Source organism: Kaistia sp. 32K (assembly GCF_016629525.1).
Taxonomy (GTDB): domain Bacteria; phylum Pseudomonadota; class Alphaproteobacteria; order Rhizobiales; family Kaistiaceae; genus Kaistia.
Window position 1 is genome coordinate 289,782 of sequence record NZ_AP024269.1, and the last position, 25,224, is coordinate 315,005.

25 protein-coding genes and 1 riboswitch are annotated in these 25,224 nt (G+C 66.5%); of the genes, 15 read left to right on the forward strand and 10 right to left on the reverse strand.

What is annotated here, in order from left to right; translation table 11 throughout:
* Positions 1-24 precede the first annotated feature (24 nt).
* The 5 genes from pstC to phoB are packed head-to-tail and all read left to right on the forward strand — an operon-like array spanning position 25 to position 4,138.
* On the forward strand, positions 25-978 hold the full coding sequence (gene pstC, locus K32_RS01255; RefSeq protein WP_244670027.1) for a phosphate ABC transporter permease subunit PstC: 954 nt from the start codon (positions 25-27) through the stop codon (positions 976-978).
* Positions 979-989: 11 nt separating this feature from the next.
* Entirely contained in the window at positions 990-1,883 is an 894-nt protein-coding gene (gene pstA, locus K32_RS01260) for a phosphate ABC transporter permease PstA (RefSeq protein WP_201402285.1), read from the forward strand.
* Positions 1,880-2,665 (forward strand): phosphate ABC transporter ATP-binding protein PstB, encoded by a 786-nt coding sequence (pstB, locus tag K32_RS01265; protein WP_201402286.1) that lies wholly within the window; start codon positions 1,880-1,882, stop codon positions 2,663-2,665. Before pstA ends, pstB begins: the two co-directional genes overlap by 4 nt.
* Before the next feature lie 25 nt (positions 2,666-2,690).
* On the forward strand, positions 2,691-3,407 hold the full coding sequence (phoU, locus tag K32_RS01270; protein WP_201402287.1) for a phosphate signaling complex protein PhoU: 717 nt from the start codon (positions 2,691-2,693) through the stop codon (positions 3,405-3,407).
* A 32-nt stretch (positions 3,408-3,439) separates the two neighbouring features.
* The gene (phoB, locus tag K32_RS01275; RefSeq protein ID WP_201402288.1) at positions 3,440-4,138 is read left to right on the forward strand and encodes a phosphate regulon transcriptional regulator PhoB; all 699 of its coding nucleotides are present in this window, start codon (positions 3,440-3,442) and stop codon (positions 4,136-4,138) included.
* Between the two features lie 381 nt (positions 4,139-4,519).
* On the opposite strand, the gene K32_RS01280 is transcribed toward phoB, so the two are convergent.
* On the reverse strand, positions 4,520-5,053 hold the full coding sequence (locus tag K32_RS01280; RefSeq protein ID WP_201402289.1) for a GcrA family cell cycle regulator: 534 nt from the start codon (positions 5,051-5,053) through the stop codon (positions 4,520-4,522).
* Between the two features lie 407 nt (positions 5,054-5,460).
* On the opposite strand from K32_RS01280, the gene K32_RS01285 reads away from it, so the two are divergent.
* The 3 genes from K32_RS01285 to K32_RS01295 are packed head-to-tail and all read left to right on the forward strand — an operon-like array spanning position 5,461 to position 8,615.
* Positions 5,461-6,693: an aspartate aminotransferase family protein gene (locus tag K32_RS01285; protein ID WP_201402290.1), complete on the forward strand. Its 1,233-nt coding sequence runs from the start codon at positions 5,461-5,463 to the stop codon at positions 6,691-6,693.
* A 15-nt stretch (positions 6,694-6,708) separates the two neighbouring features.
* Positions 6,709-7,632, forward strand: a complete 924-nt coding sequence (gene argF, locus K32_RS01290) for an ornithine carbamoyltransferase (RefSeq protein WP_201402291.1) — start codon at positions 6,709-6,711, stop codon at positions 7,630-7,632.
* Positions 7,632-8,615, forward strand: a complete 984-nt coding sequence (locus K32_RS01295; protein ID WP_201402292.1) for an Hsp33 family molecular chaperone — start codon at positions 7,632-7,634, stop codon at positions 8,613-8,615. The genes argF and K32_RS01295 overlap by 1 nt, the downstream gene beginning before the upstream one ends.
* Positions 8,616-8,865: 250 nt before the next feature.
* Here the strand turns inward: K32_RS01295 and apaG are convergent, their stop codons facing one another.
* A complete protein-coding gene (apaG, locus tag K32_RS01300) occupies positions 8,866-9,258 on the reverse strand; it encodes a Co2+/Mg2+ efflux protein ApaG (protein WP_201402293.1) in 393 nt (130 codons plus the stop codon).
* A gap of 222 nt (positions 9,259-9,480) precedes the next feature.
* Here apaG and mscL point away from each other — a divergent pair, with 222 nt between their 5' ends.
* Positions 9,481-9,891 (forward strand): large conductance mechanosensitive channel protein MscL, encoded by a 411-nt coding sequence (mscL, locus tag K32_RS01305; RefSeq protein ID WP_201402294.1) that lies wholly within the window; start codon positions 9,481-9,483, stop codon positions 9,889-9,891.
* 155 nt (positions 9,892-10,046) lie between these two features.
* Entirely contained in the window at positions 10,047-11,213 is a 1,167-nt protein-coding gene (locus K32_RS01310) for a pyridoxal phosphate-dependent aminotransferase (protein WP_371813060.1), read from the forward strand.
* Between the two features lie 156 nt (positions 11,214-11,369).
* Here K32_RS01310 and K32_RS01315 read toward each other — a convergent pair whose 3' ends face one another.
* The 4 genes from K32_RS01315 to K32_RS01330 form a co-directional block, all read right to left on the reverse strand.
* Positions 11,370-11,939, reverse strand: a complete 570-nt coding sequence (locus tag K32_RS01315; RefSeq protein WP_201402295.1) for a hypothetical protein — start codon at positions 11,937-11,939, stop codon at positions 11,370-11,372.
* Between the two features lie 468 nt (positions 11,940-12,407).
* Positions 12,408-13,697: a 5-aminolevulinate synthase gene (hemA, locus tag K32_RS01320; protein WP_201402296.1), complete on the reverse strand. Its 1,290-nt coding sequence runs from the start codon at positions 13,695-13,697 to the stop codon at positions 12,408-12,410.
* A gap of 263 nt (positions 13,698-13,960) precedes the next feature.
* On the reverse strand, positions 13,961-14,650 hold the full coding sequence (locus K32_RS01325) for a hypothetical protein (protein WP_201402297.1): 690 nt from the start codon (positions 14,648-14,650) through the stop codon (positions 13,961-13,963).
* Positions 14,651-14,843: 193 nt separating this feature from the next.
* The gene (locus K32_RS01330; RefSeq protein WP_201402298.1) at positions 14,844-16,040 is read right to left on the reverse strand and encodes an O-succinylhomoserine sulfhydrylase; all 1,197 of its coding nucleotides are present in this window, start codon (positions 16,038-16,040) and stop codon (positions 14,844-14,846) included.
* Between the two features lie 59 nt (positions 16,041-16,099).
* Positions 16,100-16,180: riboswitch (SAM riboswitch) on the reverse strand.
* 109 nt (positions 16,181-16,289) lie between these two features.
* Here K32_RS01330 and K32_RS01335 point away from each other — a divergent pair.
* Entirely contained in the window at positions 16,290-17,375 is a 1,086-nt protein-coding gene (locus tag K32_RS01335) for a 2'-deoxycytidine 5'-triphosphate deaminase (RefSeq protein ID WP_201402299.1), read from the forward strand.
* A gap of 151 nt (positions 17,376-17,526) precedes the next feature.
* On the opposite strand, the gene K32_RS01340 is transcribed toward K32_RS01335, so the two are convergent.
* Positions 17,527-18,315: a 2-keto-4-pentenoate hydratase gene (locus K32_RS01340; RefSeq protein WP_201402300.1), complete on the reverse strand. Its 789-nt coding sequence runs from the start codon at positions 18,313-18,315 to the stop codon at positions 17,527-17,529.
* Positions 18,316-18,513: 198 nt separating this feature from the next.
* Here K32_RS01340 and K32_RS01345 point away from each other — a divergent pair, with 198 nt between their 5' ends.
* The 4 genes from K32_RS01345 to K32_RS01360 all read left to right on the forward strand — a co-directional run bounded on the left by K32_RS01345 (position 18,514) and on the right by K32_RS01360 (position 22,346).
* Positions 18,514-19,299, forward strand: coding sequence for an SDR family oxidoreductase (locus tag K32_RS01345; RefSeq protein WP_201402301.1), 786 nt, complete (start codon positions 18,514-18,516; stop codon positions 19,297-19,299).
* A gap of 21 nt (positions 19,300-19,320) precedes the next feature.
* On the forward strand, positions 19,321-19,929 hold the full coding sequence (locus K32_RS01350; RefSeq protein WP_201402302.1) for a hypothetical protein: 609 nt from the start codon (positions 19,321-19,323) through the stop codon (positions 19,927-19,929).
* 33 nt (positions 19,930-19,962) lie between these two features.
* The gene (locus K32_RS01355) at positions 19,963-21,228 is read left to right on the forward strand and encodes a glycerate kinase (protein WP_201402303.1); all 1,266 of its coding nucleotides are present in this window, start codon (positions 19,963-19,965) and stop codon (positions 21,226-21,228) included.
* Positions 21,229-21,710: 482 nt separating this feature from the next.
* Positions 21,711-22,346, forward strand: coding sequence for an outer membrane protein (locus K32_RS01360; protein WP_201402304.1), 636 nt, complete (start codon positions 21,711-21,713; stop codon positions 22,344-22,346).
* A gap of 46 nt (positions 22,347-22,392) precedes the next feature.
* Here the strand turns inward: K32_RS01360 and K32_RS01365 are convergent, their stop codons facing one another.
* The 3 genes from K32_RS01365 to K32_RS01375 form a co-directional block, all read right to left on the reverse strand.
* A complete protein-coding gene (locus K32_RS01365) occupies positions 22,393-22,785 on the reverse strand; it encodes a glyoxalase superfamily protein (protein ID WP_201402305.1) in 393 nt (130 codons plus the stop codon).
* A gap of 234 nt (positions 22,786-23,019) precedes the next feature.
* Positions 23,020-24,081 carry an aldo/keto reductase gene (locus K32_RS01370; RefSeq protein WP_201402306.1) on the reverse strand — a complete coding sequence of 354 codons (1,062 nt, stop codon included), beginning with the start codon at positions 24,079-24,081 and terminating at the stop codon, positions 23,020-23,022.
* A 113-nt stretch (positions 24,082-24,194) separates the two neighbouring features.
* Positions 24,195-25,205 (reverse strand): zinc-binding alcohol dehydrogenase family protein, encoded by a 1,011-nt coding sequence (locus tag K32_RS01375; RefSeq protein ID WP_201402307.1) that lies wholly within the window; start codon positions 25,203-25,205, stop codon positions 24,195-24,197.
* Between the last annotated feature and the right edge of the window lie 19 nt (positions 25,206-25,224).

Sequence of the window (25,224 nt, forward strand, 5' to 3'; positions counted from 1 at the left end):
ATGACGAGCGTGACCAGCGCCGGCATGGATGATGCCAAGCTGAAACGCATGCGACGGTTCAGGGCCGGAGACGCCACCTTCAGGGGACTGACCTTCGGCGCCGCGACGCTGGTCCTGCTGCTTCTCGGCGGCGTGATCATCTCGCTGATCCACGGCTCGATCCCGGCGCTCTCGACCTATGGCCTTGGCTTCCTGACGTCCCAGTCCTGGAACCCGGTCACCGAGAAATTCGGCGCGCTCGCGCCCATCTACGGCACGGTGGTGACGTCCATCATCGCGCTTCTGGTCGCCGTGCCGGTCGGCATCGGCATCGCCATCTTCCTGACCGAGCTGTGCCCGCCCTGGCTGAAGCGTCCGATCGGCGTCGCCATCGAACTGCTCGCCGGCATCCCCTCGATCATCTACGGCATCTGGGGCCTGTTCGTCTTTGCCCCGTTCTTCCAGACCAACATCCAGCCCTTCCTGATCTCGGTCTTCGAGCCGATCCCGGTGCTGAACAGCCTGTTCGCCGGCCCGCCCTACGGCATCGGCGTGCTGACCGCCGGCTTCATCCTGGCGATCATGGTGCTGCCCTTCATCACCTCGATCACCCGCGACGTGTTCGACACGGTTCCGCCAGTGCTGAAGGAGGCGACCTACGGCCTCGGCTGCACCACGTCGGAAGTCGTCACCAAGGTGGTGCTGCCCTATACCCGCGTCGGCGTCATCGGTGGCATCATGCTCGGCCTCGGCCGCGCGCTCGGCGAGACGATGGCCGTCACCTTCGTCATCGGCAACGCCCACAAGATCTCCGCCTCGATCATGGCGCCCGGCACGACCATCTCGGCCTCGATCGCCAATGAATTCACCGAAGCCGTCGGCGACCTCTACACCTCGTCGCTGATCGCGCTCGGCCTGATCCTCTTCGTCATCACCTTCATCGTTCTCGCCGCGGCGCGCCTGCTGCTGCTGCGCATGAACGTCAAAGCCGGCAATTGAGGCGCGCAACCATGGCAAGCACTCTCGGCACAATCGGCTATTCAGCCGCCTCGACGCCCGCCGCCCAGGCGATCTATCGTCGCCGCCGGCGCGGCAACGCGGTCCTGCTCACGCTCTCCGTCGGCGCCACCGCCTTCGGCCTGGCCTGGCTGGTGCTCATCCTGGGCGCGCTGCTCTACCAGGGCCTCAGCGGCCTGTCGCTGGCGGTGTTCACGGAAATGACGCCGCCGCCCGGCTCGGCCGGCGGCCTGCTGAACGCCATCTGGGGCAGCCTCCTGATGACCTTCGGCGGCGTCATCATCGGCACGCCGATCGGCATCCTCGCCGGCACCTACATGTCGGAATACGGCCGGAACAACAAGCTGACGACCGTCGTCCGCTTCATCAACGACATCCTGCTGGCGGCGCCCTCGATCGTCATCGGCCTGTTCGTCTATGAGGTGATGGTCGTCCAGATGGGCCACTTCTCGGCGGTGGCCGGCATGGTCGCCCTCGCCATCTTGGTGATCCCGGTCGTCGTCCGCACCACGGAAGACATGCTCAACCTGGTGCCGAACCAGCTGCGCGAAGCGGCCGCGGCGCTCGGCCTGCCGCGCTCGGTCATGATCCGGCACGTCGCCTACAAGGCCGCGATGTCCGGCATCGTCACCGGCGTGCTGCTGGCGATCGCCCGCGTCAGCGGCGAGACCGCCCCGCTGCTCTTCACGGCGCTGAACAACCAGTTCTGGAGCACCAACCTCAACGCACCGATGTCGTCGCTGCCGGTGACGATCTTCCAGTTCGCGCTGTCGCCCTATGCCGATTGGCAGAAGCTCGCCTGGACCGGCGCCCTCCTCATCACCTTTACCGTGCTGGCGCTCAACATCGTCGCCCGCGCCTTCCTCAGCCCCAAGGCTTCCAAATGACCCAGACCGCGATGAACACGGCCGGCTTGGCCGAGAAGATCTCGATCCGTAATCTGAAGTTCTTCTACGGCGACAACCTGGCGCTGAAGACGATCAACCTGCCGCTGTTCGAGAAGAAGGTCACGGCGTTCATCGGCCCGTCGGGCTGCGGAAAGTCGACGTTGCTGCGGGTTCTGAACCGCATGTACGACCTCTACCCGCGCCAGCGCGCCGAGGGCGAGGTGATCTTCGACGGCCAGAACGTGCTGAACCCCGACCAGGACCGCAACATGCTGCGCGCCCGCGTCGGCATGGTGTTCCAGAAGCCGACGCCGTTCCCGATGTCGATCTACGAGAACATCGCCTTCGGCATCCGCCTCTACGAGAACATCTCGCGCTCCGAGATGGACGGCCGGGTCGAGGCGGCGCTGACGCGCGGCGCGCTCTGGAACGAGGTCAAGGACAAGCTGCATTCGAGCGGCCTCAGCCTCTCGGGCGGCCAGCAGCAGCGCCTCTGCATCGCCCGCACCATCGCGGTGCGGCCGGAAGTCGTGCTGTTCGACGAGCCCTGCTCGGCGCTCGATCCGATCTCGACCGCGAAGATCGAGGAACTGATCGACGAGCTGACGACCGACTACACGATCGCCATCGTCACGCACAACATGCAGCAGGCGGCGCGCGTCTCCGACTACACCGCCTTCATGTATCTCGGCGAGCTGATCGAGTTCGACGAGACGACGAAGATCTTCACGTCGCCGAGCGACAAGCGCACCCAGGACTACATCACCGGACGCTTCGGCTGAGGCCGGGTGGACGCAGGAGCACGAGATGTCCGAACATATTGTTTCCCGCTACGACGAAGAGCTCAATGACGTCGCCCGCCGCATCGCCGAGATGGGCGGCATGGCCGAGCGCCTGGTCGATGTGTCCGTCGGCGCGCTGATGCGGGTCGATACCGAGACCGCCAAGCAGGTGATCGCCGACGACAAGAAGCTCGACGCGCTGCAGCGCGAGTGCGAGGAGCGGGCGATCATGATCATCGCCCGTCGCCAGCCGATGGCGATGGACCTGCGCGAAGTCATCGCGGCGCAGCGCATCGCCAGCGATCTCGAGCGCATCGGCGACCTGGCCAAGAACATCGCCAAGCGCGTCATGGCGCTCGACGGCCAGCTGCAGTCGAAGCGCTTCAACACCGGCGTCGAGCACATGGCGGAGCTGTCGCTTGCCCAGCTCAAGGACGTGCTGGACGCCTATGCGAGCCGCGACGTCGACCAGGCCTATGAAGTCTGGAAGCGCGACGAAGAGATCGACGCGATGTACACGTCGCTCTTCCGCGAGCTTCTGACCTACATGATGGAAGACCCGCGCAACATCACCTTCTGCACGCATCTTCTCTTCTGCGCCAAGAACATCGAGCGCATCGGCGATCACGCTACCAACATCGCCGAGACGGTCTACTATGTCGTCACCGGCCAGGTGCTCGCTGAAGACCGGCCGAAGCAGGACGAGTCGAGCACGACCGCCGTCAACTACGAGAAGAACTGACGGTTCCGTCAGATACACCCAGGAATTCGTGAATGACGCCACGCGTTATGATCGTCGAGGATGAGGAGGCGCTGAGCCTCCTCCTCCGTTACAATCTGGAAGCGGAAGGGTACACGGTCGAGGTCGTGCCGCGCGGCGACGACGCCGAGATGCGCCTCCTCGAAACCGTGCCCGACCTGCTGCTGCTCGACTGGATGCTGCCGGGGATCTCCGGCATCGAGCTCTGCCGGCGGCTGCGCGCCCGCGACGCCACCCGCACGCTGCCGGTGATCATGCTCACCGCCCGCGGCGAGGAGCAGGAGCGCATCCGCGGTCTCGCCACCGGCGCCGACGACTATGTCGTCAAGCCGTTCTCCGTGCCGGAGCTGATGGCGCGCGTGCGCGCGATCCTGCGCCGCTCGCGGCCCGAGGTGATCGCCACGCTGCTGCGCGCCGGCGACATCGAGCTCGATCGCGAGACGCATCGCGTCCGCCGCTCGGGACGCGAACTGCATCTCGGCCCGACCGAGTTCCGCCTGCTCGAATATCTGATGAAGAGCCCCGGCCGCGTCTTTTCACGCGAACAGTTGCTGGATGGAGTCTGGGGTCGCGACGTCTATGTCGACGAGCGCACCGTCGACGTCCATATCGGCCGCCTGCGCAAGGCGGTGAACCGCGGCCGCGTCAAGGATCCGATCCGCACCGTGCGCGGCTCCGGCTATTCCTTCGACGACCAGTTCGCGATGGCCTGAGGCAATCACTCCGCTTGAACCCTCCCCTTGAGGGAGGGTCAAAACCGGCGCGGCCGGTTTTGGGGAGGGGCTGCCAGATGCGAGATAATCCGGGGGCCGCCGTGGCTGCCTCCGCCAAGCGCCCCCTCCCGAAATCGCAATGCGATTTCGACCTTCCCTCAAGGGGGAGGTTCAAGGCGGGGCGCGTTCCGGATCCGCCTTCAAGAGCTAAAGAACAAGAAGCCGCGTGCGGGACAGAAATCCCGGCGCGGCTTTTCTATTGTCGGCAGGGGAGGCCGGAAAACAAATCGGCCGTGCGCCTCGATGGAGGACGGCACGGCCGGGATTGCGGCTGGTCTCGTCGGCGCGCCAGGCGCCGGAGCCAGCGTCAGGCCGGCGCGATCAGGCGCCGACGGCCTTCTTCTGGCGGCGGTCATGCACCGGCTGGTACGCGACGCGCGAATGATATTCGCAGTACGGAATGCCGGAATTCGACCGCTGGCCGCAGAAATGGAAATCCTCGGTGCTCGGGTCGCCGATCGGCCATTTGCAGGTCTGTTCGGTGAGCGTGAGGATCGTGGCATGCAGGCTGATCGGCACGACGACGTCGTCCGAGCCGGCCGGCCGGGGCATGCGCCGCGGTTCCGGCACGATCTGGCCGAGCGGCTTCAGCGCGGTATTGCCCGCCACCATCGGCCTGACAGGATTGGGGCGGCCCGTCGTCGCCGATCGGCCATTGCTTGCTGTCGCAGGCTTGCGGGCGCGAGCCACCGGCGTCGAAGCCGGCTTGGCGCGACCCGACAGGCTCAGCCGATGTACCTTGCCAATGACCGCATTGCGCGTTACGCCGCCAAGCTCCGAGGCGATCTGGCTCGCGCTCAAACCGTCGGTCCAGAGCTTCTTCAGCAACTCAACCCGTTCGTCCGTCCAAGTCATAGCGTGTCCTTGTCGGTCGGAGCGATACCCGGAATCCTGTCGCGGTCGTCGGCCAGGGGCATGACGACTTTGAACGCGATACTTGGGTCAGGGGGAGGTACCGGCTCGATATTTCGTATCTTAACGGTTATTAAGATACTATATGGCCTGACTCGGTGACAAGAGTCGGCAGGAATCCTAGATGTGGATCCTTGCGTTTTCCCCAACTTGCGGTCTCAGCCCCGAACCGTGAGTCGGGTCAATCGCTTAGCCGCCGCCGAGGCCCCGCCGCCGCCGTTTTCATTGACACAAAACGTCACGACCGTGATATAAGGGCAACGCAAAAAGGTGCTGCCCGGCGCGTCGGCCTCGGGTGGCACTTTTGATTTTTGGCACCCATTTCCGTGGTTTCATCCGAAGGAGGGGATATGAACGCCCCCGATAGCAGCGTAAAAAAGACCTCGTCCAGCCTCTTTGACACCTTTGCGCGTGCACCGCTCGAGTTCGAGCGAGGCGAGGGGGCCTGGGTCTTTACGCGAGACGGGGACGCTTATCTCGATTTCTCCGCCGGTATCGCGGTTAACACGCTCGGTCATGCCAACCCGGTTCTGGTGCAGGCGCTGACCGAACAGGCCGGCAAGCTCTGGCACACGTCGAACCTGTTCCGGATCCCCGGCCAGGAGAAGCTCGCCGACACGCTGGTCGCGAACTCCTTCGCCGACCGCGTCTTCTTCGCCAATTCGGGCGCCGAGGCCAACGAGGCCGCGATCAAGACGGCGCGGCGCTATCACTATGTCAACGGCCAGCCCGAGCGGTTCCGCATCCTCACCATCGAGGGCGCGTTCCACGGCCGGACGCTGGCGACGCTCGCCGCCGGCGGCCAGCAGAAATATCTCGACGGCTTCGGCCCGAAGGCAGACGGTTTCGACCAGGTGCCGTTCGGCGACATGGCGGCGATCAAGGCGGCGGTGACGCCGGCGACGGCGGCGATCATGATCGAGCCGATCCAGGGCGAAGGCGGCGTGCGCTCCTTCCCAAACGATTTTCTGCGCGAGCTCCGCGCGCTTTGCGACGCCGAGAGCATGCTGCTGATCATGGACGAGGTCCAGACCGGCATCGGCCGCACCGGCAAGCTGTTCGCCTATGAGTGGACCGGCATCGCTCCGGACATCCTGACGGCGGCCAAGGGCATCGGCGGCGGCTTCCCGCTCGGCGCGTGCCTCGCCACCAACGAGGCGGCCAAGGGCATGACGCCCGGCACGCACGGCACCACCTTCGGCGGCAATCCGCTGGCGATGGCGGTCGGCAATGCCGTGCTCGACGCGGTGCTCGCCGACGGCTTCCTCGAGCATGTGCGCGAGACCGCGCGCTATCTGAACCAGCGCCTCGGCGGGCTGATCGACAGCCATCCCGGTGTCGTTGACGGCATTCGCGGCGAGGGCCTCCTGATTGGCATTCACGCGCTGAAGCCGATCCCCGAGGTCGTCGCAGCGCTGCGCGACCAGCACATGCTGGCGGCCGGCGCCGGCGACAACGTGCTGCGCCTGCTGCCGCCGCTGAACATCGGCAAGGCCGAAGTCGACGCGGCGATCGACAGGATGGACGCCGCCTTCACCGCAATCGAAGCCGCTGCCGCCGATGCGGCGCGGCAATCCGCGTAGGCGGGACGGGGCATCATGGTTCGGCATTTTCTCGACCTGACAGAGTTCGATTCCGCTACGCTTCGGCAGATCATGGAAGGCGCAAAGCGCATCAAGGCGTCCCGCAACGGGGCGCTCGACGGCGTCGGCCCGCTCGCCGGCAAGGTGCTGGCGCTGATCTTCGAGCAACCCTCGACCCGGACGCGCGTCTCCTTCGACGTCGGCATGCGCGAGCTCGGCGGCCAGACGCTGATGCTCACTGGCGCCGAGATGCAGCTCGGCCGCGGCGAGACCATCGCCGATACGGCGAAGGTGATGTCGCGCTATGTCAACGGCATCATGATCCGCATTCTCGATCACGATGCGCTGGCGGAGCTCGCGCGCAACGCCACGGTTCCGGTCATCAACGGCTTGACGCGCCGCTCGCATCCCTGCCAGGTCATGGCCGACATCCTCACCTATGAGGAGCATCGCGGCCCGATCACCGGCAAGACGGTGGCCTGGCTCGGCGACAGCAACAATGTGCTCGCTTCCTGGGTGCACGCCTCGGCGCGCTTCGATTTCCGCCTGAAGATCGCGACGCCGGAGGAACTGGCGCCGGCGCACAGCCTGCTCGACTGGGCGCGCTCGCATGGCGGCGAGGTCATCGCCGGCGAGGATCCGCACGACGCGGCGGCCGATGCCGATTGCATCGTCACCGACACCTGGGTCTCGATGGGCGACAACGAGGCCGAACGGCGGCACAATCTCCTGAAGCCGTACCAGGTCAACGCCCGCCTGATGGCGCGCGCCAAGCAGGACGCGCTGTTCATGCATTGCCTGCCCGCCCACCGCGGCGAGGAGGTGACGGCCGAGGTGATGGACGGACCGCAATCGGTCGTCTTCGACGAGGCTGAAAACCGGCTGCACGCGCAGAAGGGCATTCTTGCCTGGTGCCTGGGTGGCCCGGAGGCACTCTGATGGAAAAACTTGAACCCGTAGATACCGGCGCGATCGACGCGGCCGGCGACGATGCCGTGCTGCCCTTCGCGGTCGAGGGGCTGGACGTGCGCGGCCGCGCCATCCAGATGGGGCCGGCGCTGTCGGCGCTTCTGGCGCGGCACGACTATCCGCTGCCGGTGTCGAAGCTGCTCGGCGAGGCGGTCGTCCTCGCCGTGCTGCTCGGCTCGTCGCTGAAGTTCCAGGGCCAGTTCCTGCTGCAGACGCAGACCGACGGCCCCGTCGACATGCTGGTCGTCGACTACCGCACGCCCGGCAACATCCGCGCCTATGCCCGCTTCGACAAGGAGCGGGTCGCGGCGATGGAGGCGGAAGGCACGCTGAAGCCGGAGCTGCTGCTCGGCAACGGCATCCTCGCCATGACCATCGACCAGGGCGAGTTCACCAGCCGCTACCAGGGCATCGTCAAGCTCGACGGCGCCAGCCTGGAGGAGGTGGCGCACGCTTATTTCGCCCAGTCCGAGCAGATCCCGACGATCGTCCGGCTGGCGGTCGCCGAGATGATGACGCGCGAGGACGGCGGCGCCGCGCATAGCTGGCGCGCCGGCGGCATGATGGTGCAGTTCCTGCCGCAGTCCGGCGCCGGTCATCGCGACCTGCCGGGCGGCGACGTCCCGGACGGCCACGAGGTCGAGGGCGAGGAGAGCGACGCCTGGGCCGAGGCCACCTCGCTGGTCTCGACCGTCGAGGATCACGAGCTGATCGATCCCGAGGTCCCGGTCGAGCGGCTGCTCTACCGGCTGTTCCACGAGCGCGGCGTCCGCGTGTTCGAGGCTTCGGCCGTGCGGGACCAGTGCTCCTGCTCGCGCGACCGGATCGAGGGCGTGCTGCGCGGCTTCTCGGCCGAGGAGATCACCGACAGCATCGAGAACGACGAGATCGCCGTCACCTGCGAGTTCTGCGGCGCCAAATACAGTTTTGAGCCGCAGGAATTTCTGGGCTGAGGAACGGTTCTCGGCCGGGACGGCCTGAGCCTCCACTCTCGTTTGTGCGGAGGCGGCGCATAGACATGCGTTCGGCGGCGGCAACACGCGCCGCCGTCATCCCCGCGCAGCGGGGATCCATTCATCCGATGCCTCGGGAGTTGCGAAGGGTCTGGTCATCCAGGCCCGCGAACCCGGCTGCATGGATCCCCGCCTCCGCGGGGATGACGATTGAGCGCGTATCGTCGTGCGAGGCGGAAACCCGAAGGGACTAGTGCAGCACGCGGGCGGCGTTCGGCATGTCGAGCGAGAAGGCGGGGATGTCGACGGAGAACATCTCGCCGTCCTCGGTCTGCATCTGGTACGTGCCGACCATGATGCCCGACGGCGTCGAGAGCGGGCAGCCGCTGGTATATTCGAAGCTCTCGCCGGGCTTCAGCGACGGCTCCTTGCCGACGACGCCGACGCCGCGCACTTCCTCCGTATGGCCGCGCCCGTCCGTGATGCGCCAGCAGCGCGAGCGCAGCTTCACGTTCTCCAGGCCGAGATTGACGATCTCGATCGTATACGCCCAGACATAGCGGCCTTCGCCCGGCGAGGAATCGTCCTCGACGAAGCTCGGCTGCACGGTGACCTGGATCGATCGCGTGACGGTTCGATACATCGGTTGTTCTCGACAATGGTGCGAGGCTCTTAGCCCCTGCCGAGCCGGCCCGTCAATCGTGCTCGACGCCGCAGGCGAGCCGGCGCCCGGCAGGGCTTTCCATCCCGCAAAACAGCATTGCGTAGGTAAAGCGCACACGTTTCGCGCGCCATATGGCTGCGCTATAGTCTGGATGGTCGTGAATCGAGCTTGCCGCGCGAGCCGGGCAAAAGGAACATTTGCATGCTGAAGGAATTCAAGGAGTTTGCCCTCAAGGGCAACGTGGTCGACCTGGCCATCGGTATCATTATCGGCGCCGCCTTCAGCGGGCTGGTCAACTCGATCGTCAACGACATCATCATGCCGATCATCGGTGTGATCACCGGCGGTATCGACTACACCAACAAGTACATCCAGCTGGCCGGCGAGCCGCAGGCGACCCTCGACGCCGCCCGCAAGGCCGGCGCCACCGTCGCCTACGGCAACTTCCTGACGCTGCTGATCAACTTCATCATCGTCGCCTGGATCCTGTTCCTGATCGTCAAGGGCATGAACCGCATGAAGCGCGAGAAGGCCGCAGCCCCGGCCCCGGTCGCGACGCCCGAGGACGTGGCGCTGCTGCGCGAGATCCGCGACCTGCTTGCCAAGAAGTAGGATCCGCGAAGGATAAATTTGCGTCTTCGCAGCAAACGGCGGCCCTTGGCCGCCGTTTTGTCTTGGTTGTCGGCTAAGTTCCCGCCTGTCACCGAACAACGACGCCGAGGGTCCGGGGGGATCCGGCGCCTCAGCCATTGGAAACGTGCGTGTCCATTCACACCGCATTGAATACGCTGCGCCCGGAAGCGAGCCAGGCTCCGGAAAGCGGCATCGTCGAGGTCTTCAACTATGGCCGCGATCGCGCCGGCCTGATCCCGCTCTGGGTCGGCGAGGGCGATCTGCCGACGCCAGCCTTCATCAGCGAGGCGGCGCAGGCCGGGCTCAACGCGGGCGAGACCTTCTACACGCACCAGCGCGGCATTCCCGAGCTGCGGCAGGCGCTGGCCGGCTATCACGAGCGCCTCTACGGCCGCCCGTTCGATCCCGAGCGCTTCTTCGTCACTTCCGGCGGCATGCCGGCGATCCAGATCGCGCTGCGCATGGTCGCCGGTCATGGCGACGAGGTCGTCGTGCCGACGCCGGCCTGGCCGAACTTCGCCGCCGCCGCCGAGGTCGGGGCCGCCAAGGTTGTCGAGGTGCCGCTCACCTATGGCAATGCCGGCTGGACGCTCGATCTCGATCGCTATTTCGAGGCGGTGACGCCGCGCACCAAGGCGCTCTTCCTCAACTCGCCCTGCAACCCGACCGGCTGGACGGCGACGCGTGACGAGCTGCAGGCGATCCTCGATTTCGCGCGGGCGCGCGGGCTCTGGATCGTCTCCGACGAGGTCTATACGCGCTTCTTCTACGAGGGCGACCGTTCGCCGTCCTTCTACGACATCGCCGAGCCGGATGACCGTATCCTCTACGTCAACACGATGTCGAAGAACTGGGCGATGACCGGCTGGCGCGTCGGCTGGCTGTCGGCGCCGCCGATCTTCGGCCAGGTGATCGAGAACCTCGTGCAATATTCGAGCTCCGGCACGCCGAAATTCCTGCAGCGCGGCGCCGTCGCGGCGCTCGACCAGGGCGACGCCTTCATCGATTTCCAGCGCCAGCGGGCGATGGAAGCGCGCGAGATCGTCTGCTCGGGGCTGGAGAAGACGGGCCGGGTGCGGCTGGTCCGCCCGGCTGGCGCGTTCTACGCGTTCTTCGCCGTCGACGGCGAGCCGGATACGCGGGCGCTGGCGCTGCGCCTCGTCGACCAGGCTGGTGTCGGCCTGGCGCCGGGCGGTGCCTTCGGCGCCGGCGGCGACGGCTTCATGCGCCTCTGCTATTTGCGCGATCTCGACCAGATCCGCGAAGCGACACGCCGCTTGGCGGATTGGCTGGCGAAGTAGCTCGCGTCGAAGGCTAGGTGAAAAAGGCTCTCCGTCATCCCGGGCGGAGACCCGGGATCCATTCAACCGGGTTGCGGGGCGCTTTGCTCTGCGAGGTTTCGGCTGCATGGATCCCCGCCTTCGCGGGGATGACGGCGGAGTTCCGGCCGCAAATCCTCACCCACCGCTCCGCGGCGCTTCGAGCCCGAGCGCGTCGCGCAGGTGGGCCCAAGTCGCCGCCTCGAAGGCCTCGGGCCAGTCGATGCCCAGTCTCGCCGCTCGCTGCCTTGCGCGGGGGAGATACAGCGCGGCATGCGCGAGATAAGCCTCGATGAGCGCGTCGCGCTCGGCGACCAGCGGCGGCAGGGCTGCGAGCGCCGCCTTCTGCTCCGTCGTGATCAGCCGGTTCAGATGCAGCGCGCCGCCTCGGTGCGGCGCGTTCGTCTCCTCGATCATCAGCTCGACGATCAGGTTGCGCAGCAGGAACAGGCCGGTGACCGAGTTGAAATATTCCTGCCGGCCGATCGCGAGCGGCAGCAGACCCAGAATGCGCATGAACTCCTGGGCCTGCCAACGGATCCGCTTCGGATTCGGCTCCCTGTTCGCAGAGACGTCGGGAAGCGCGTCGAAAAGGCCGTCGGGATCGATCAGGACCTTGACGCCATCCTTCGACCGCGACGCCAGCTGCGCCGGGGTCACGATGTCGACGTCGACGCGCAGCCAGCTGGCGGTGATCGCGTTGATCACGGTCGGCCGGACCTGCCGGTCCCCACCAGAGGACGATCTCGCCGACGTCGCCGACAGCCTCGCGCCAGCGCGCGGCGAATTCGTCCGTGGCGCCATCGGCGACGACGGCGAGGAAGTCGATGTCGCTATGGGCGTCTTCCAGCCCGGCGCCGTAGCTGCCGCCGAGCGCCAGGGCGCGCAGGCCCGGCGCTGCCTCCAGCCTGGCGACGATGCTCGCGATCGCGGCCATGGCCTCCGGGCCGCCGGCGCTGGAATCGAGCAAGGCCTTCGTCATTCGGGCGCTCCTCGGCGGTTCGTGCGGAGGCCGCTCCTCGGCGGTTCGTTCCGATATCGGCCGGGAGCGTATCAGTCGCGGCCGAATGTTCAATCGGCTGCCGTATCAATCGATCGATGCGGAGCCACGTCGGGTCCTGAAAACTAAAAAGGCCCGCCGAGCGCTCGGCGGGCCTTTTATGGGCAACGAGGTGTTCAACCGCCGGCGGGCGGGAACACGTCGAAATGCGAGCTGCCGCCATTGGCGACCATGCGGCCGGCATTGGCGGGCGCGGTGCGGCCGAGCGGCAGCCAGAGACGGTGCCAGACGTCGATCAGCGCGTCGCGCAGACCTTCGATCAGCTTCTCGTCATGCGCCGGCGTCGGCGTGATGCGCAGGCGCTCGGTGCCGCGCGGCACGGTCGGGTAGTTGATCGGCTGGATGTAGATGCCGTGCTCTTCGAGCAGCATGTCGGAGGCGCGCTTGCAGAGGTCGGGATTGCCGACGAAGAGCGGCACGATATGCGTCTCGGACGGCATCACCGGCAGGCCGGCATGGATCAGGATCGACTTGGTCAGCTGCGCATGCTTCTGCTGCAGGTCGCGCTCGAGCTGCGAGGTCTTCAGATGGCGGATCGAGGCGGTGGTCGCGGCGGCGATCGCCGGCGGCAGCGCCGTCGTGAAGATGAAGCCCGGCGCGTAGGAGCGCACGGCGTCGACGACGGCGCGGCTCGCCGTGATGTAACCGCCGAACGTGCCGAACGCTTTGGCGAGCGTGCCCTCGATGACGTCGATGCGGTGCATGACGCCCTCACGCTCCGAAATGCCGCCGCCGCGCGGGCCGTACATGCCGACCGCGTGGACCTCGTCGATATAGGTCATGGCGCCGTACTTCTCGGCGAGATCGCAGATGCCGGCGATCGGCGCGACGTCGCCGTCCATCGAATAGACGCTCTCGAAGACGATCAGCTTGGCGCGGCCGGGGGCCGCTTCCTTGAGCAGCTGCTCGAGGTGCTCGAGGTCGTTGTGGCGGAAGATGCGCTTCTGCGCGCCGGAACGGCGGATGCCCTCGATCATCGAGGCATGGTTCAGCTCGTCCGACAGGATCAGGCAGTCGGGCAGCAGCTTGGCGATGGTCGAGATCGCGGCGTCGTTCGAGACGAAGCCGGACGAGAAGACGAGGCCGGCTTCCTTGCCGTGCAGGTCGGCGAGCTCGGCCTCGAGCTCGACGATCGGATGGCTGTTGCCGGAGATGTTGCGCGTGCCGCCGGCGCCGGTGCCGAGACCCATCGCCGTTTCCGCCATGGTGCGGACGACATCGGGGTGGTGGCCCATGCCGAGATAGTCGTTCGAGCACCAGATGGTGATTTCGCGCGCGCCGCGCTCCGAACGCCAGATCGCGTGCGGAAACCGCCCGACGATGCGTTCGAGATCGGCGAAGACGCGATAGCGCTTCTCGGTGTGGAGAGCGTCGATCGCATCCACGAAAAACGATTGGTAGTCCATCAGCAGCGCCCGCTTTTTGGATGGGTTCCAAACTAGAGCAGGACGGCGAATCTGTCCAACATTCGTTTGGCATGGCGGCAGCCATCTGGCGCCAGTAATCACGGACGAAGCAGGCCCGCCACTGCGCAATTCAGCGCATGGACAATATGACCAACCAACATCGACACGACCAAGTGTCGACAAGCCTATCCTTGGAAGCGTGCGTGCCGCTGACGCAGATCAAGCGGCACGAGGCAGTTGTTGCGGCAGCGTGCCGGAGCGGCTCAGAACGACCGCTTGTAACCGAAGGCGACGTTGATCTTGTCGCCCTTCAGCCCGCCCCCGGTATCCTTCCAGCTATAGCCGGCATTGGTGTAGACCGAATTATAGGCATCGAACGAATAGGTGATGCCGGTGGCGGCCTTCGGCGTGATCCACTGATAGTCGAACGCGTCGCGATAGCGCAGGTTGAACACGTTCCAGGTCCATTGCGAGTTCAGCTTCAAATCGCCCGCGAGGTAGAACGCGTAGTAGAGCGCATTCGAATCCTTGTGGTCGCCGAGGCCGGTCGCGTCCCAGGTGTCGCCAAGGCCGACCGAGGGGGTCAGCGTGAACTTGTCGAATTTGAACTTATAACCGCCAGTCACTTCGGCATAATATTGCTGCGTGTCGTCTTCCTTGAGCGTCGCCTGGAACGAACCGCCGAGCACCCAGACGCCGCCGAACGTGTGCGACAGGCTGGCCTTCACCGCCGTATCGGCATAATTGCCGAGCGCGTTTGAACCGCTCGAGCGGCCGTAGAATTCCGGGCTCGCCTCGATGCCGAAGGTGGTCGTCGGCGCGGTCGGCGCCTCGATCGCGCCGTCCGGAACCTTGACGGCGCCAAGATCGGCAGCCGAAGCGGCAAAGGTCCCAAGGACCAGCGCACTGGCCGACAAAATGCCGGCCGACAGGATGTGACGTGGTGTCGTCATGGATATGGTTCCCAAAAAGGCATCAAAAAATCAGCCTCCGGCCGGTCTGGGGATACCCCAGCGGGTGGTCGGTTCCATCGCCCCGTGACGGAATTATAGGACCGGCGCGAACCATATGTGACAGCTTGGTGACTCGCGGCCGCCGGCCGCGAATCCCCGGAGTTGTGTGGTTTTTGCTACGCCTGCTGGCTTGCTAAGCTTGGTCGAGCGCGAGGCTGATGTCCTCGATGAGGTCGTCCGGATCTTCGAGGCCGATCGACAGGCGCAGCATGCCGGGCGTGATGCCGAAGCCGAGGCGCGCTTCCTCGGTCAGGCGCTGGTGCGTTGTCGTCGAAGGGTGGGTGATCAGGCTCTTGGCGTCGCCGAGATTGTTGGAGATCGTCACGACCTCCATGGCGCTGGCGACGCGGAACGCCGCGTCCTTGCCGCCATCGACCTCGAAGGCAATCAGCGTCGAGCCGGCGCCCATCTGCTTCTTGACGATGTCGGCCTGCGGATGGTCGGCGCGGCCGGGATAGATCAGCCTGGCGATCTTCGGGTGGCCGGCGATCGCGTCGGCGATCTTCGCGGCGCTCTCAGTCTGCCGGCGGACGCGGATATCCAGCGTCTCCAGGCCCTTCAGCAGCACCCAGGCGTTGAAGGCCGAGAGCGTCGGCCCGGTCTGGCGCAGGAAATTGTGCAGATGGTCGTTCACATAGGCCTCATCCGCCGACAGGATGATGCCGCCGAGCACGCGGCCCTGGCCGTCGATGTGCTTGGTGCCGGAATAGACGACGACGTCGGCGCCGAGCTTGATCGGCTGCTGCCAGATCGGCGTCGCGAAGACGTTGTCGACGATGAGCAGCGCGCCGGCCTCATGCGCGATCTCAGCCACCGCGGCGATGTCGATCACCTCGAGCGTCGGATTGGTCGGGCTTTCCAGGAAGAAGGCCTTGGTGTTCGGCCGCACCGCGTCGCGCCACTGGTTCAGATCGGTGCCGTCGACCAGCGTCGACTGCACGCCGAAGCGCGGCAAGAGGTCTTCGACCACGTAGAGACAGGACGAGAACAGCGCCTTGGCGGCGACGACATGGTCGCCGGCCTTCAGCATCGACATCAGCGCGGCGGTGACCGCCGCCATGCCGCTCGCCGTCGCGCGCGCAGCCGCGGCACCTTCCAGCAGGCGGATGCGCTCCTCGAACATGAAGACGGTCGGATTGGAGAAGCGCGAATAGATGAAGCCCGGATCCTCGCCCTTGAAGCGCGCTTCCGCCGCCTCGGCGGTGTCGTAGGCGAAGCCCTGCGTCAGGAACATCGCTTCCGAGATTTCGCCGAATTGCGAACGGAGGGTGCCGCCATGCACGAGCTCCGTGGCGGGGCGGCGGGGGCGCTTTGGCTTGTCTTCGGACATTCTGTTCTGATCCCGATCAAGAAAAACCCGACGCGAGGTCGGGCAAAAATCGGATGTCGGATTTCCGGCAACCGACCTTTTAGCGACATTGTTTAACGTGGCGGCAAGCCGGTCGGCTCAAATAGACCACGATCCATCCGTTTTTTGATATGCCTCCGGCGGCTTGGCGTCAACGGCGACTTCTGCTAACGCGCGACTTGCCGCATTCCCGCCGCTCGCCTATGCAGTGGCATGCGTTACGGAGCGGGCATGTCAAGCGAAGCAGCAATCGGAATTCTCTCGGCCGAGCAGATCGGCGCGAGCCTCGCTGCCGGCGAGATCCGGATCGAACGGCCGCTCGATGCCGACCAGATCCAGCCGGCGAGCCTCGACCTGCGCCTCGGCGCCGTCGCCTATCGCGTCCGCGCCAGCTTCCTGCCCGGCCCGAACGTTCTGGTGAAGGATCGGCTCGCCGAACTCACCCTGCACGAGATCGACCTTGCCAACGGCTCCGTGCTGGAGACGGGCTGCGTCTATATCGTGCCGCTGCTGGAGAGCCTGGCGCTGCCGGCCGACGTGCAGGCTTCCGCCAATCCGAAATCCTCGACCGGCCGGCTCGATATCTTCACCCGCGTCATCACCGACCGGGCGCAGTCCTTCGACACGATCCCGGCCGGCTATACCGGGCCGCTCTATCTGGAGGTTTCCCCGCGCACCTTCCCGATCGTCGCCCGCACCGGCTCGCGCCTGTCGCAGATCCGGTTTCGTCGCGGCGACACGCATCTCGGTGACGTCGAGCTCGCGGCGCTCAACGCGCGCGAACCGCTCGTCAACGGCGATTTCCGCGCATCGGGCGGGCTGCTGCTCTCGATCGACCTCGAAGGCTCGAACGGCATCATCGGCTACCGCGCCAAGCGCCACACCGGCGTCATCGACGTCGACAAGCGCGCCGCCTGCGACGTGCTCGACTACTGGGAGCCGATCCCGGTGCGCGGCAAGGCCGAGCTGATCCTCGACCCCGACCAGTTCTACATCCTCGTCTCGCGCGAGGCGGTGCATGTGCCGCCCGACTATGCCGCCGAGATGGTCGCCTTCGATCCGCTGGTCGGCGAATTCCGCGTCCATTATGCCGGCTTCTTCGATCCCGGCTTCGGCCATCAGGCCGCCGGCGGCGCCGGCAGCCGCGCCGTGCTCGAAGTGCGGAGCCACGAGGTGCCGTTCATCCTCGAACATGGCCAGACGGTCGGCCGCCTCGTCTACGAGAAGATGTCGCAACGTCCTGCCAAGCTCTACGGCAGCGACCTCGGCTCCAACTACCAGGCCCAGGGCCTGAAGCTCTCGAAGCATTTTCGGTAGGGTTTGCCGGATCCTTCTCCTCTCCCATGGAGAGAGGTCGGAGCGAAGCTCCGGATGAGGGGGTAGGGAACCATCCAGATAGGGCTGAACCCCTCACCCGCCGGCCTTCGGCCGTCGACCTCTCCCCATGGGAGAGGTGAAGGACCGAGCCTCACTCCGACACCGCCAGCGTCACCCCGCCAAGTCCCGAGATCTCGATCTCGACCCAGTCGCCGGCATTGAGCCAGCGCGTTTCGACGAGGCTTCCGGTCAGCACGATTTCGCCGGCCCGCAGCATCGTACCCCGCGCCGCGAGGCTGTTGGCGAGCCAGGCCAGTGCCGCGAGCGGATGGCCGAGCACGTCGGCTCCGCGCCCGCGCCCGACTTCCTCGCCGTTGATCCGCGTCACGCCCGCGACCTCGGCGAGATCCGGCGCGCCGGCAAACGGGATCGGCCGGCCCAGCACCGAGCCGGCGGCGAAGAAATCGTCGGCGATCAGCGTCGGCGTGTCGGTCTTGCGCCAGTCGGCATAGCGGTCATCGACCAGCTCGATCGCCGCCATGACGCTGTCGACGGCGCCGGCGACATCCTCGACGCGGAAGGGCGCCGGGCCTGGCGCCAGGTCGCGACCGAGCCGCACGGCGATCTCGCATTCGATGCCGACATGGCAGAAATCCCCGGCCGAGATCCGCGCACCGGAGCGATGCGTCGTGCCCTCGAACAGGCCGGCGCCGCAGGGATTGGGGATGCCGAGATAGGTCTGCATCACCGGCGTGGTGCAGCCGATCTTCCAGCCGATCCGCCGGCCGTAACGCGTGTCCCTCAGGCGCTCATGCACGGCCGCCTGCACGGCATAGGCCGCCGCCTCGTCGGCGGGTCGGATCGCTTCCGGCAGAAGCGCGAGCGGGCGGCGGGCGAGGCGGGCCTCGGCGATCAACGCGGCAGCTTGCTGGTATGGCATGGATTTCTCGAAACGGGCTCTGGGCGGCGGAGGGTTCGAAGCGGGTGGTCGAGTTGCGCTGCCGAGACGAGCCCGGCTAGGATCGCGCCCGGATTGTAATCGTCCGGGCCGGCCAGCGTGCCGTGCCGGGGCGGCGGGGACAAGACCACATAACGAATTCAGCTCGCGAACAGCGGGAACGGGCAGGGAAGTTCGATCATGGAAGCGCGCGTAGACGGCAAGATACTTCTGGTGACGGGCGGCACGCAGGGCGTCGGCCGGGCCGTGGCGCTGGAGGCGGCGCGCTCGGGCGCGGAAGGCGTCATGCTGGTCGGGCGCAACCCGCAGCGCGGCGCCGCGGTCGTGGCCGAGCTGGAGGCGCTCGGCGTCGGCGGCGGCTTCGTCTCGGTCGACCTCGCGGCCGCCGATGCCGCCGCGATCGTTCTTGACGCCGCGCTCGACCGCTTCGACCATATCGATGCGCTCGTCAACGCCGCCGCCAGCACCGATCGCGGCTCGATCGTCGATGCCGACATCGACTTCTTCGACACCGTCTACGCCACCAATGTGCGGACGCCGATGTTCCTGATGCAGGGCCTGATCCAGCACCTGCAGTCGCGCGGCGCGCCCGGCGCGATCGTCAACATCCTCTCCGTCAACGCCTATGGCGGCACGCCGGAGCTCGGCGTCTATGCGTCGTCCAAGGCGGCGCTGCTGACGCTCACCAAGAACGCCGCCCATTCGCACCGCTTCGACCGCATCAGCGTCAACGGCATCAATCTCGGCTGGGCCGACACGCCGGGCGAGCGCGAGATGCAGGCGGTGAAGCTTGGCAAGGGCGAGGGCTGGCTGGAAGAAGCCGAGGCGATGATGCCCTGGGGCCGGCTGATCAAGCCCGACGACGTCGCCCGGCTGGCCCTGTTCCTGATGAGCGACGCCTCGCTGCCGATGACCGGCGCGATCGTCGACCAGATCCAGGATTTTGTCCTCGGCGTGCGCGATTGAGACTTCGGCAGGTCCTCTGACATGCGATTTTCGGGTTTGTCGCGCCGGGTCGTCCTCCTCGCGGCGGTCGCGGTCGTTGTCGGCACCGACGCGATGGCGGCCGAAACGCCCGCGCCGCCCGTCCGGCGCGATTTTCACGATGCCGAAACCGGGCTCGCCTTCACGGTTCCGCCGGCGCTCGTTCTCGGCGAGCGGCGGGGCCATCCGGGGCATGATTTCGTCGTCAATGTCGACAGCCCCGACCTGCCGCGCGCCGGCACGTCGAAGAGCCTCTGCGGCGTCGGGGTGAAGACGCAGCCGGAGGAGGTACAGGCCTTCGATCAGGCGACGCTGACCTCGCCGGAGATGATCGAGGAGACGATGGAATCCATGCGGACGACGCTCGGTTTCATGGGCCGCATCGAGGCGATCGATCCCGTCGATTTCGGCGCCGGCGTGCGCGGCGTCGCCACCATCGTCATTCCGCATCTCGGGCCTGACCACGCCAATGTGCGCCAGTACATCGCAATCGCCGAGACCCCCGCCTATCGAATCAGCCTCTCCTGTGCGACCACCGCGGCGGCGATCGACAAGGCGCGCCCGCTTTTCGACGCGCTGGTCGGAACGCTGCGCATCGAGAATGCCCGGTGAGCGGGCGTGGCCCTTCCTTGGACAGCATGTGACATGACGCTCGACAAGAATTCCCCCGACCAGGCCATCCTGCGCGCGCTGTTCGACGCGGCGCTTTCCGCGTCGCTGCCGGACGGACGCTTCGAGGGAAGGCTCCCTGTTGCGCCGAAGGGGCGGACGATCGTGCTCGGCGCCGGCAAGGGCGCGGCGCGCATGGTGCGGGCGTTCGAGGATGCCTGGGAGCAGGCCGGCACCCCCCCGCCGGAAGGCCTCGCAGTCACCCGCTATGGCCACGGCACGCCGACCCGCTTCGTCGAGGTGGTGGAAGCCTCGCACCCGGTTCCGGATGCTGCCGGCATGGCGGCGGCGCAGCGCATTCTCGACATCGCCGCTTCGGCCGGCGCCGACGATCTCGTCGTCTTTCTGATGTCGGGCGGCGCGTCGTCGCTGTTGGCGCTGCCGGCCCCGGGCGTGAGCCTCGAGGACAAGCAGGCGCTGAACCGCGCGCTCTTGAAGAGCGGCGCGCCGATCGGCGCCATGAACCGCGTCCGCAAGGCGCTCTCGGCGATCAAGGGCGGCCGCCTCGCCGCCGCGGCGGCGCCGGCCCGCATGGTGACCTTCCTGATCTCCGACGTGCCGGGCGACGATCCCGGCGCGATCGGCTCCGGCCCGACCATTCCCGAGGCGTCGGATCCGGACGGAGCGCTGGCGATCCTCGCGGAATATGGCATTGCCATCGAGCCGCGCATCGAACAGGCGATCCGCGCCAATGCGGTTTTCGCCGGCGAAGGCGGCGCGGTCGAGATGCTGGCGACGCCGAAGATGGCGCTCGATGCGGCAGCCGATGCGGCGCGCGCGATCGGGCTGACGCCGCTGGTGCTTGGCGATGCGCTCGAGGGCGAGGCGCGCGACGTGGCGCGCGTGCTGGCGGCGATCGGCACCTATGCGGCGGCGCATGACCAGCCGGTGGCAAAGCCCTGCGTGATCCTCTCGGGCGGCGAGACCACCGTCACCGTGCGGGGCAAGGGGCGGGGCGGCCGCAACGCCGAGTTCCTGCTGGCGCTCGCCGTGGCGCTCGGCGGCCATCCGGGCCTAGCTGCGATCGCCTGCGATACCGACGGCATCGACGGCTCCGAGGACAATGCCGGCGCCTGGATCGACGCGGGCATTCTCGCCGAGGCCAGGGCCAGGGGCTTCGACCCGGCGGCGCGCCTCGCCGACAATGACGGCTACGGCTTCTTCCAGTCGCTCGACCGGCTCATTGTCACCGGCCCGACGCTCACCAACGTCAACGATTTCCGCGCCATCCTGGTGCGATAGGGGGCCGCGTTCGGTCCGGGCACGGGCTCCTCTGCGTCTTTCAGGCCGACAGACCGGCTCCGCCATCATCCTGAGGTGCTTCGCGTCCGCGAAGCCTCGAAGGAGAATTCAGCGGGGCACTCCGGTCTGCAGTCCAAGTCCGGAAGTTCCATACGGGGCGTTTCCTGGACCCTCCTTCGAGGCCCGGCTTCGCCGGGCACCTCAGGATGATGGTCGAGTTTGGGAATGCGGTCCGGGATAAGGGCCTCGGGGGCATCGACCATTTTCGCTCGCATCGTGCCTTCGATCGCCCTCCATTCGATCGCACCCACGATTCTGTTGCAGCGATGCCGCAGCGGTGGCCTGCTTTTCCCCCGCGTCTTGACGGCGGTCGCTCGCATACCGATTTCAGGCTTTCATGGGTCGTGATGCGGACATGTTTCCGCCCCATGGTAGGCATCGGCGGTGGGTATCGACGGAGTTGGGGTTCGAGAGGGTACGAGATGAGGCATCTGTTACTTGCAAGCGCGGCCTTTCTGGCGCTGGCGAACGTGGCTTCGGCCGCGGACATCTCGATCAATGAACCCGCTCCGGTCGCTCCCGCCGCACCGGCCACTTTCGACTGGAATGGCTTCTATGCCGGCGTGCATGGCGGCTTCGGCTGGGGACGCGGCACCAAGGACGCGGATTTCCTCGACAGCGTCAGCGGCGGATTGTTCGGCGTGCAGGCCGGCTACAACTATCAGGTCAATCCCTGGCTGGTCGGCTTCGAGACGGACATCGCCTATAGCGGCCTGAGCGACAACGCCGGCGACGTCGCGCTCGACCTGAACTGGCTCGGCTCGACCACCGCCCGCATCGGCTTCACGTATGACAAGTGGCTGTTCTACGGCAAGGGCGGCATTGCCTATGGCGATGTCGAGGCCAAGGTCGCGGGTGTCGGCTCCGACAGCAAATGGGCCGTCGGCTGGACGGCCGGCGCCGGCGTCGAATACGGCTTCACGCCGAACCTGACCGGCCGGCTCGAATACGACTATGTCGATCTCGGCAGCAAGACCGTCCTCGACGGCACCCCCGCCCAGGCCGATGTCGGCATCACCTCCAACGCCGTCAAGGCAGGTCTGAACTACAAGTTCTGAACCCATTGCGGGATGCGCGGAAGTCCACCGTCCCCGCAGAGGCGCGCTAGATGCTGTCGTAAACGACAAAGGAAATCACGTTTCCGTCGGGATCGCGGACGTGAAGGTCCGTTCCGCCCCAAGGTTGTCTGGTCGGCGTCTGGGCGAACTCCACGTCGCGCGCCCGGAACTCCTCGAAAAGCCGCTGGATATCGGAGACCTCGACAGTGGCGAGGATCAAGGACAATTCCCGCGCCGCAAGTTCCGCGAAGTTCGGCTGATGGACGTGGCGAAGGTGTAGGCAGGCAGCCGCCCCGCGCGATACCGAGCCGTAGAATGGCGGTTCGCCATAGAGGAAGTCGATCTCGAAACCGAGCTTCCCTCGGTAGAATTCCGCGCTTTTGGATACGTCGCGAACAAACAGGATCGGGACGAAGGACTTCAGGACCGGGTCGCTCATCAAGGGCCAACCTGCAAATTGCCGCCTGGAGCAGGGTAGCTGCCCATGCGGCGGCTGCAAAGATCGCTTGTGGACCGCAGCGGAACCGTCCCGATGCTCGACACCTCCAGTGTTCCCACCTGTCAGCAGGCTGCGACGGTTGCGAATGGCGATGGCGAAGGGAACACCGCCGGCCGGTTCGATGAAAAAAAGGCCCGGTCATGCCGGGCCTTTTCCGTTTCATACCGGACGTGCCTACTCGGCCAGATAGGGCTGCAGGAAGGCGAGGTCGGCCGGGCCGAGGCGGTCGCTGGCGGTCGCCGCCTGGTGCCAGTAGGGGTAGTTCAGCGGCTGCTGGCTGACCTTGTCGAGGCGGGCGCGTTCCTCGTCGGAAAGCTTCAGCTCGGCGGCGGCGAGGTTGTCGTGGAACTGAGCGTCCGTGCGGCCGCCGATGATGGCGGAGGTCACGCCCGGGCGGCCGAGCAGCCAGGCGAGCGCCACCTGCGCGCCGGAGACGCCGCGCGCCTCGGCGATCGAAACCAGCTCGTCGACGATGTTCCAGAGCCGGTCCCAGTCATGGATCGGCGGCTCCGTCCAGCCCTTGGCGAGGCGGCTGTCCTGCGGGGTTTCCTTGTCGCGGCGATGCTTGCCGGAGAGCAGGCCGCCCGCGATCGGGCTCCAGACCAGGATGCCGAGCTTCTGGTCGATCGTGATCGGCACCAGCTCCTGCTCGGCCTCGCGCGCCTGCAGCGTGTAGTGGATCTGCTGCGAAACGAAGGGGACCCGGTGGTCGCGGCGGGCGATCTCCATCGCCTTCATCAGGTGCCAGCCAGAGAAGTTGGAGCAGCCGACATAGCGGACCTTGCCCTGGCGGACGAGCGTGTCGAGTGCCTCCAGCGTCTCCTCGAGCGGCGTGACGCCATCCCACTCATGCACCTGGTAGAGGTCGATGACGTCGGTCTGCAGGCGCTTCAGGCTCGCCTCGCATTCGCGGATCAGGTGGTAGCGCGACAGGCCGCGATCATTGGGGCCGTCGCCCATGGGAAAACGCGCCTTGGTGGCGAGGAGCACGCCGCCCTTGCGCTTGCCGCCGAGCGCCTCGCCGATGATCTCCTCGCAGGCGCCGCCCGAATAGGCGTTGGCGGTATCGAGCAGGTTGACGCCGGCGTCGATCACCATGTCGATCTGGCGCTGCGCGTCCTTGACCTCGGTGATGTCGCCGACCTTCGAGAAACCGCCCTTCCTGCCGAAGGTCATGGTGCCCATGGTAAGCACCGAAACCTTCAGTCCCGAATTGCCGAGTTGCCGATATTCCATCGTCCGCTCCATTGCCGTTGCGGTGATTCCGCTGAAGTTGGACAGCACCGTCCTGCATTCGGACAGCGCTGTCAAAGCGGCAATTGGCGGCAATTGGCGGCGGAAGCCGACGATCAGACGGTGATGATCGCCTTGATCAGGCCGCGCTTGTCATGGCTCCAGAGCGGCATGTCGGCGGTGAGTTTGTCGAGCGTCGTCTCGTGCGTCGCCAGCGCGTCGAGCGGCACGAGGCCGGCCTTGATCGAGGCGACGACGTGGTCGAAATCTAGCCTTGTGGCGTTGCGGCTGCCGATCAGCATCATCTCGCGCTTGTGGAACTCGGGGTCCGCGAACGAGATCCGATCCTTGACGATCGAGACCAGCACATAGGCGCCGCCATGCGCGACCAGCGCGAAGCCGGCCTCGATCGCCTGCGCGTTGCCGGTGGCGTCGAAGACGACGTCGAAGCCCTCGCCGCCGGTCCCGGCCATCAGGTTTTTCTGGGCGTCGGGGCCGGTCAGCGCCGACTTTTCGAAGCCGAGCGTGTCGCGGGCGAAGGCGAGGCGTTCTTCGCTGGCGTCGAGCAGCGTCACCTCGAGCCCCGCGATGCGGGCGAAGATGGCGACGCCGAGGCCGATCGGGCCGATGCCGACGACGAGCGCGCGGCCGCCTTCCGGCTGGGAACGACGGACGGCATGGGCGCCGATCGCCAGGAACTCGACCATCGCCGCATCGCGCAGCGACAGGCCTTCGGCCGGATAGAGATTGCCTTCCGGCAGGACGATCTTCTCGGCCATGCCGCCATCGGTGTGGACGCCGAGCACCTGGATCGAGGTGCAGCAGTTCGGTTTGCCCTTCCGGCAGGCCACGCAATGGCCGCAGGAAAGATAGGGGTTGATGACGACGGGCGTGCCGACCTTGAGCGACACGCCTTCGCCGATCGCCGAAACGACGCCGGACAGCTCGTGGCCCATGACGCGGGGATATTCGAGGAAGGGGTGCTTGCCTTCGAAGATGTGATAGTCGGTGCCGCAGATACCGACATGCTTGATGTCGACGGTTGCCCAGCCGGCGGCCGGCGCACCCGGATCGGGCCGCTCGACGAGTTCCAGCTTGCCCGGCTCCACGCAGATCACAGTTTTCATGAGGTCCTCTTCGACACCG

Coding starts and splice junctions, on each gene's coding strand:
- K32_RS01340 (WP_201402300.1), bottom strand. CDS start 18,315: ATGCCATACCAGCAAGCTGCCGCGTTGATCGCCGAGGCCCGCCTCGCC.
- argF (WP_201402291.1), top strand. CDS start 6,709: ATGGTTCGGCATTTTCTCGACCTGACAGAGTTCGATTCCGCTACGCTT.
- K32_RS01370 (WP_201402306.1), bottom strand. CDS start 24,081: ATGGAATATCGGCAACTCGGCAATTCGGGACTGAAGGTTTCGGTGCTT.
- phoB (WP_201402288.1), top strand. CDS start 3,440: ATGACGCCACGCGTTATGATCGTCGAGGATGAGGAGGCGCTGAGCCTC.
- K32_RS01345 (WP_201402301.1), top strand. CDS start 18,514: ATGGAAGCGCGCGTAGACGGCAAGATACTTCTGGTGACGGGCGGCACG.
- K32_RS01280 (WP_201402289.1), bottom strand. CDS start 5,053: ATGACTTGGACGGACGAACGGGTTGAGTTGCTGAAGAAGCTCTGGACC.
- K32_RS01360 (WP_201402304.1), top strand. CDS start 21,711: ATGAGGCATCTGTTACTTGCAAGCGCGGCCTTTCTGGCGCTGGCGAAC.
- pstB (WP_201402286.1), top strand. CDS start 1,880: ATGACCCAGACCGCGATGAACACGGCCGGCTTGGCCGAGAAGATCTCG.
- apaG (WP_201402293.1), bottom strand. CDS start 9,258: ATGTATCGAACCGTCACGCGATCGATCCAGGTCACCGTGCAGCCGAGC.
- K32_RS01285 (WP_201402290.1), top strand. CDS start 5,461: ATGAACGCCCCCGATAGCAGCGTAAAAAAGACCTCGTCCAGCCTCTTT.
- hemA (WP_201402296.1), bottom strand. CDS start 13,697: ATGGACTACCAATCGTTTTTCGTGGATGCGATCGACGCTCTCCACACC.
- K32_RS01355 (WP_201402303.1), top strand. CDS start 19,963: ATGACGCTCGACAAGAATTCCCCCGACCAGGCCATCCTGCGCGCGCTG.
- K32_RS01335 (WP_201402299.1), top strand. CDS start 16,290: ATGTCAAGCGAAGCAGCAATCGGAATTCTCTCGGCCGAGCAGATCGGC.
- K32_RS01325 (WP_201402297.1), bottom strand. CDS start 14,650: ATGACGACACCACGTCACATCCTGTCGGCCGGCATTTTGTCGGCCAGT.
- pstC (WP_244670027.1), top strand. CDS start 25: ATGGATGATGCCAAGCTGAAACGCATGCGACGGTTCAGGGCCGGAGAC.
- K32_RS01365 (WP_201402305.1), bottom strand. CDS start 22,785: ATGAGCGACCCGGTCCTGAAGTCCTTCGTCCCGATCCTGTTTGTTCGC.
- K32_RS01295 (WP_201402292.1), top strand. CDS start 7,632: ATGGAAAAACTTGAACCCGTAGATACCGGCGCGATCGACGCGGCCGGC.
- mscL (WP_201402294.1), top strand. CDS start 9,481: ATGCTGAAGGAATTCAAGGAGTTTGCCCTCAAGGGCAACGTGGTCGAC.
- phoU (WP_201402287.1), top strand. CDS start 2,691: ATGTCCGAACATATTGTTTCCCGCTACGACGAAGAGCTCAATGACGTC.
- K32_RS01375 (WP_201402307.1), bottom strand. CDS start 25,205: ATGAAAACTGTGATCTGCGTGGAGCCGGGCAAGCTGGAACTCGTCGAG.
- K32_RS01330 (WP_201402298.1), bottom strand. CDS start 16,040: ATGTCCGAAGACAAGCCAAAGCGCCCCCGCCGCCCCGCCACGGAGCTC.
- K32_RS01350 (WP_201402302.1), top strand. CDS start 19,321: ATGCGATTTTCGGGTTTGTCGCGCCGGGTCGTCCTCCTCGCGGCGGTC.
- pstA (WP_201402285.1), top strand. CDS start 990: ATGGCAAGCACTCTCGGCACAATCGGCTATTCAGCCGCCTCGACGCCC.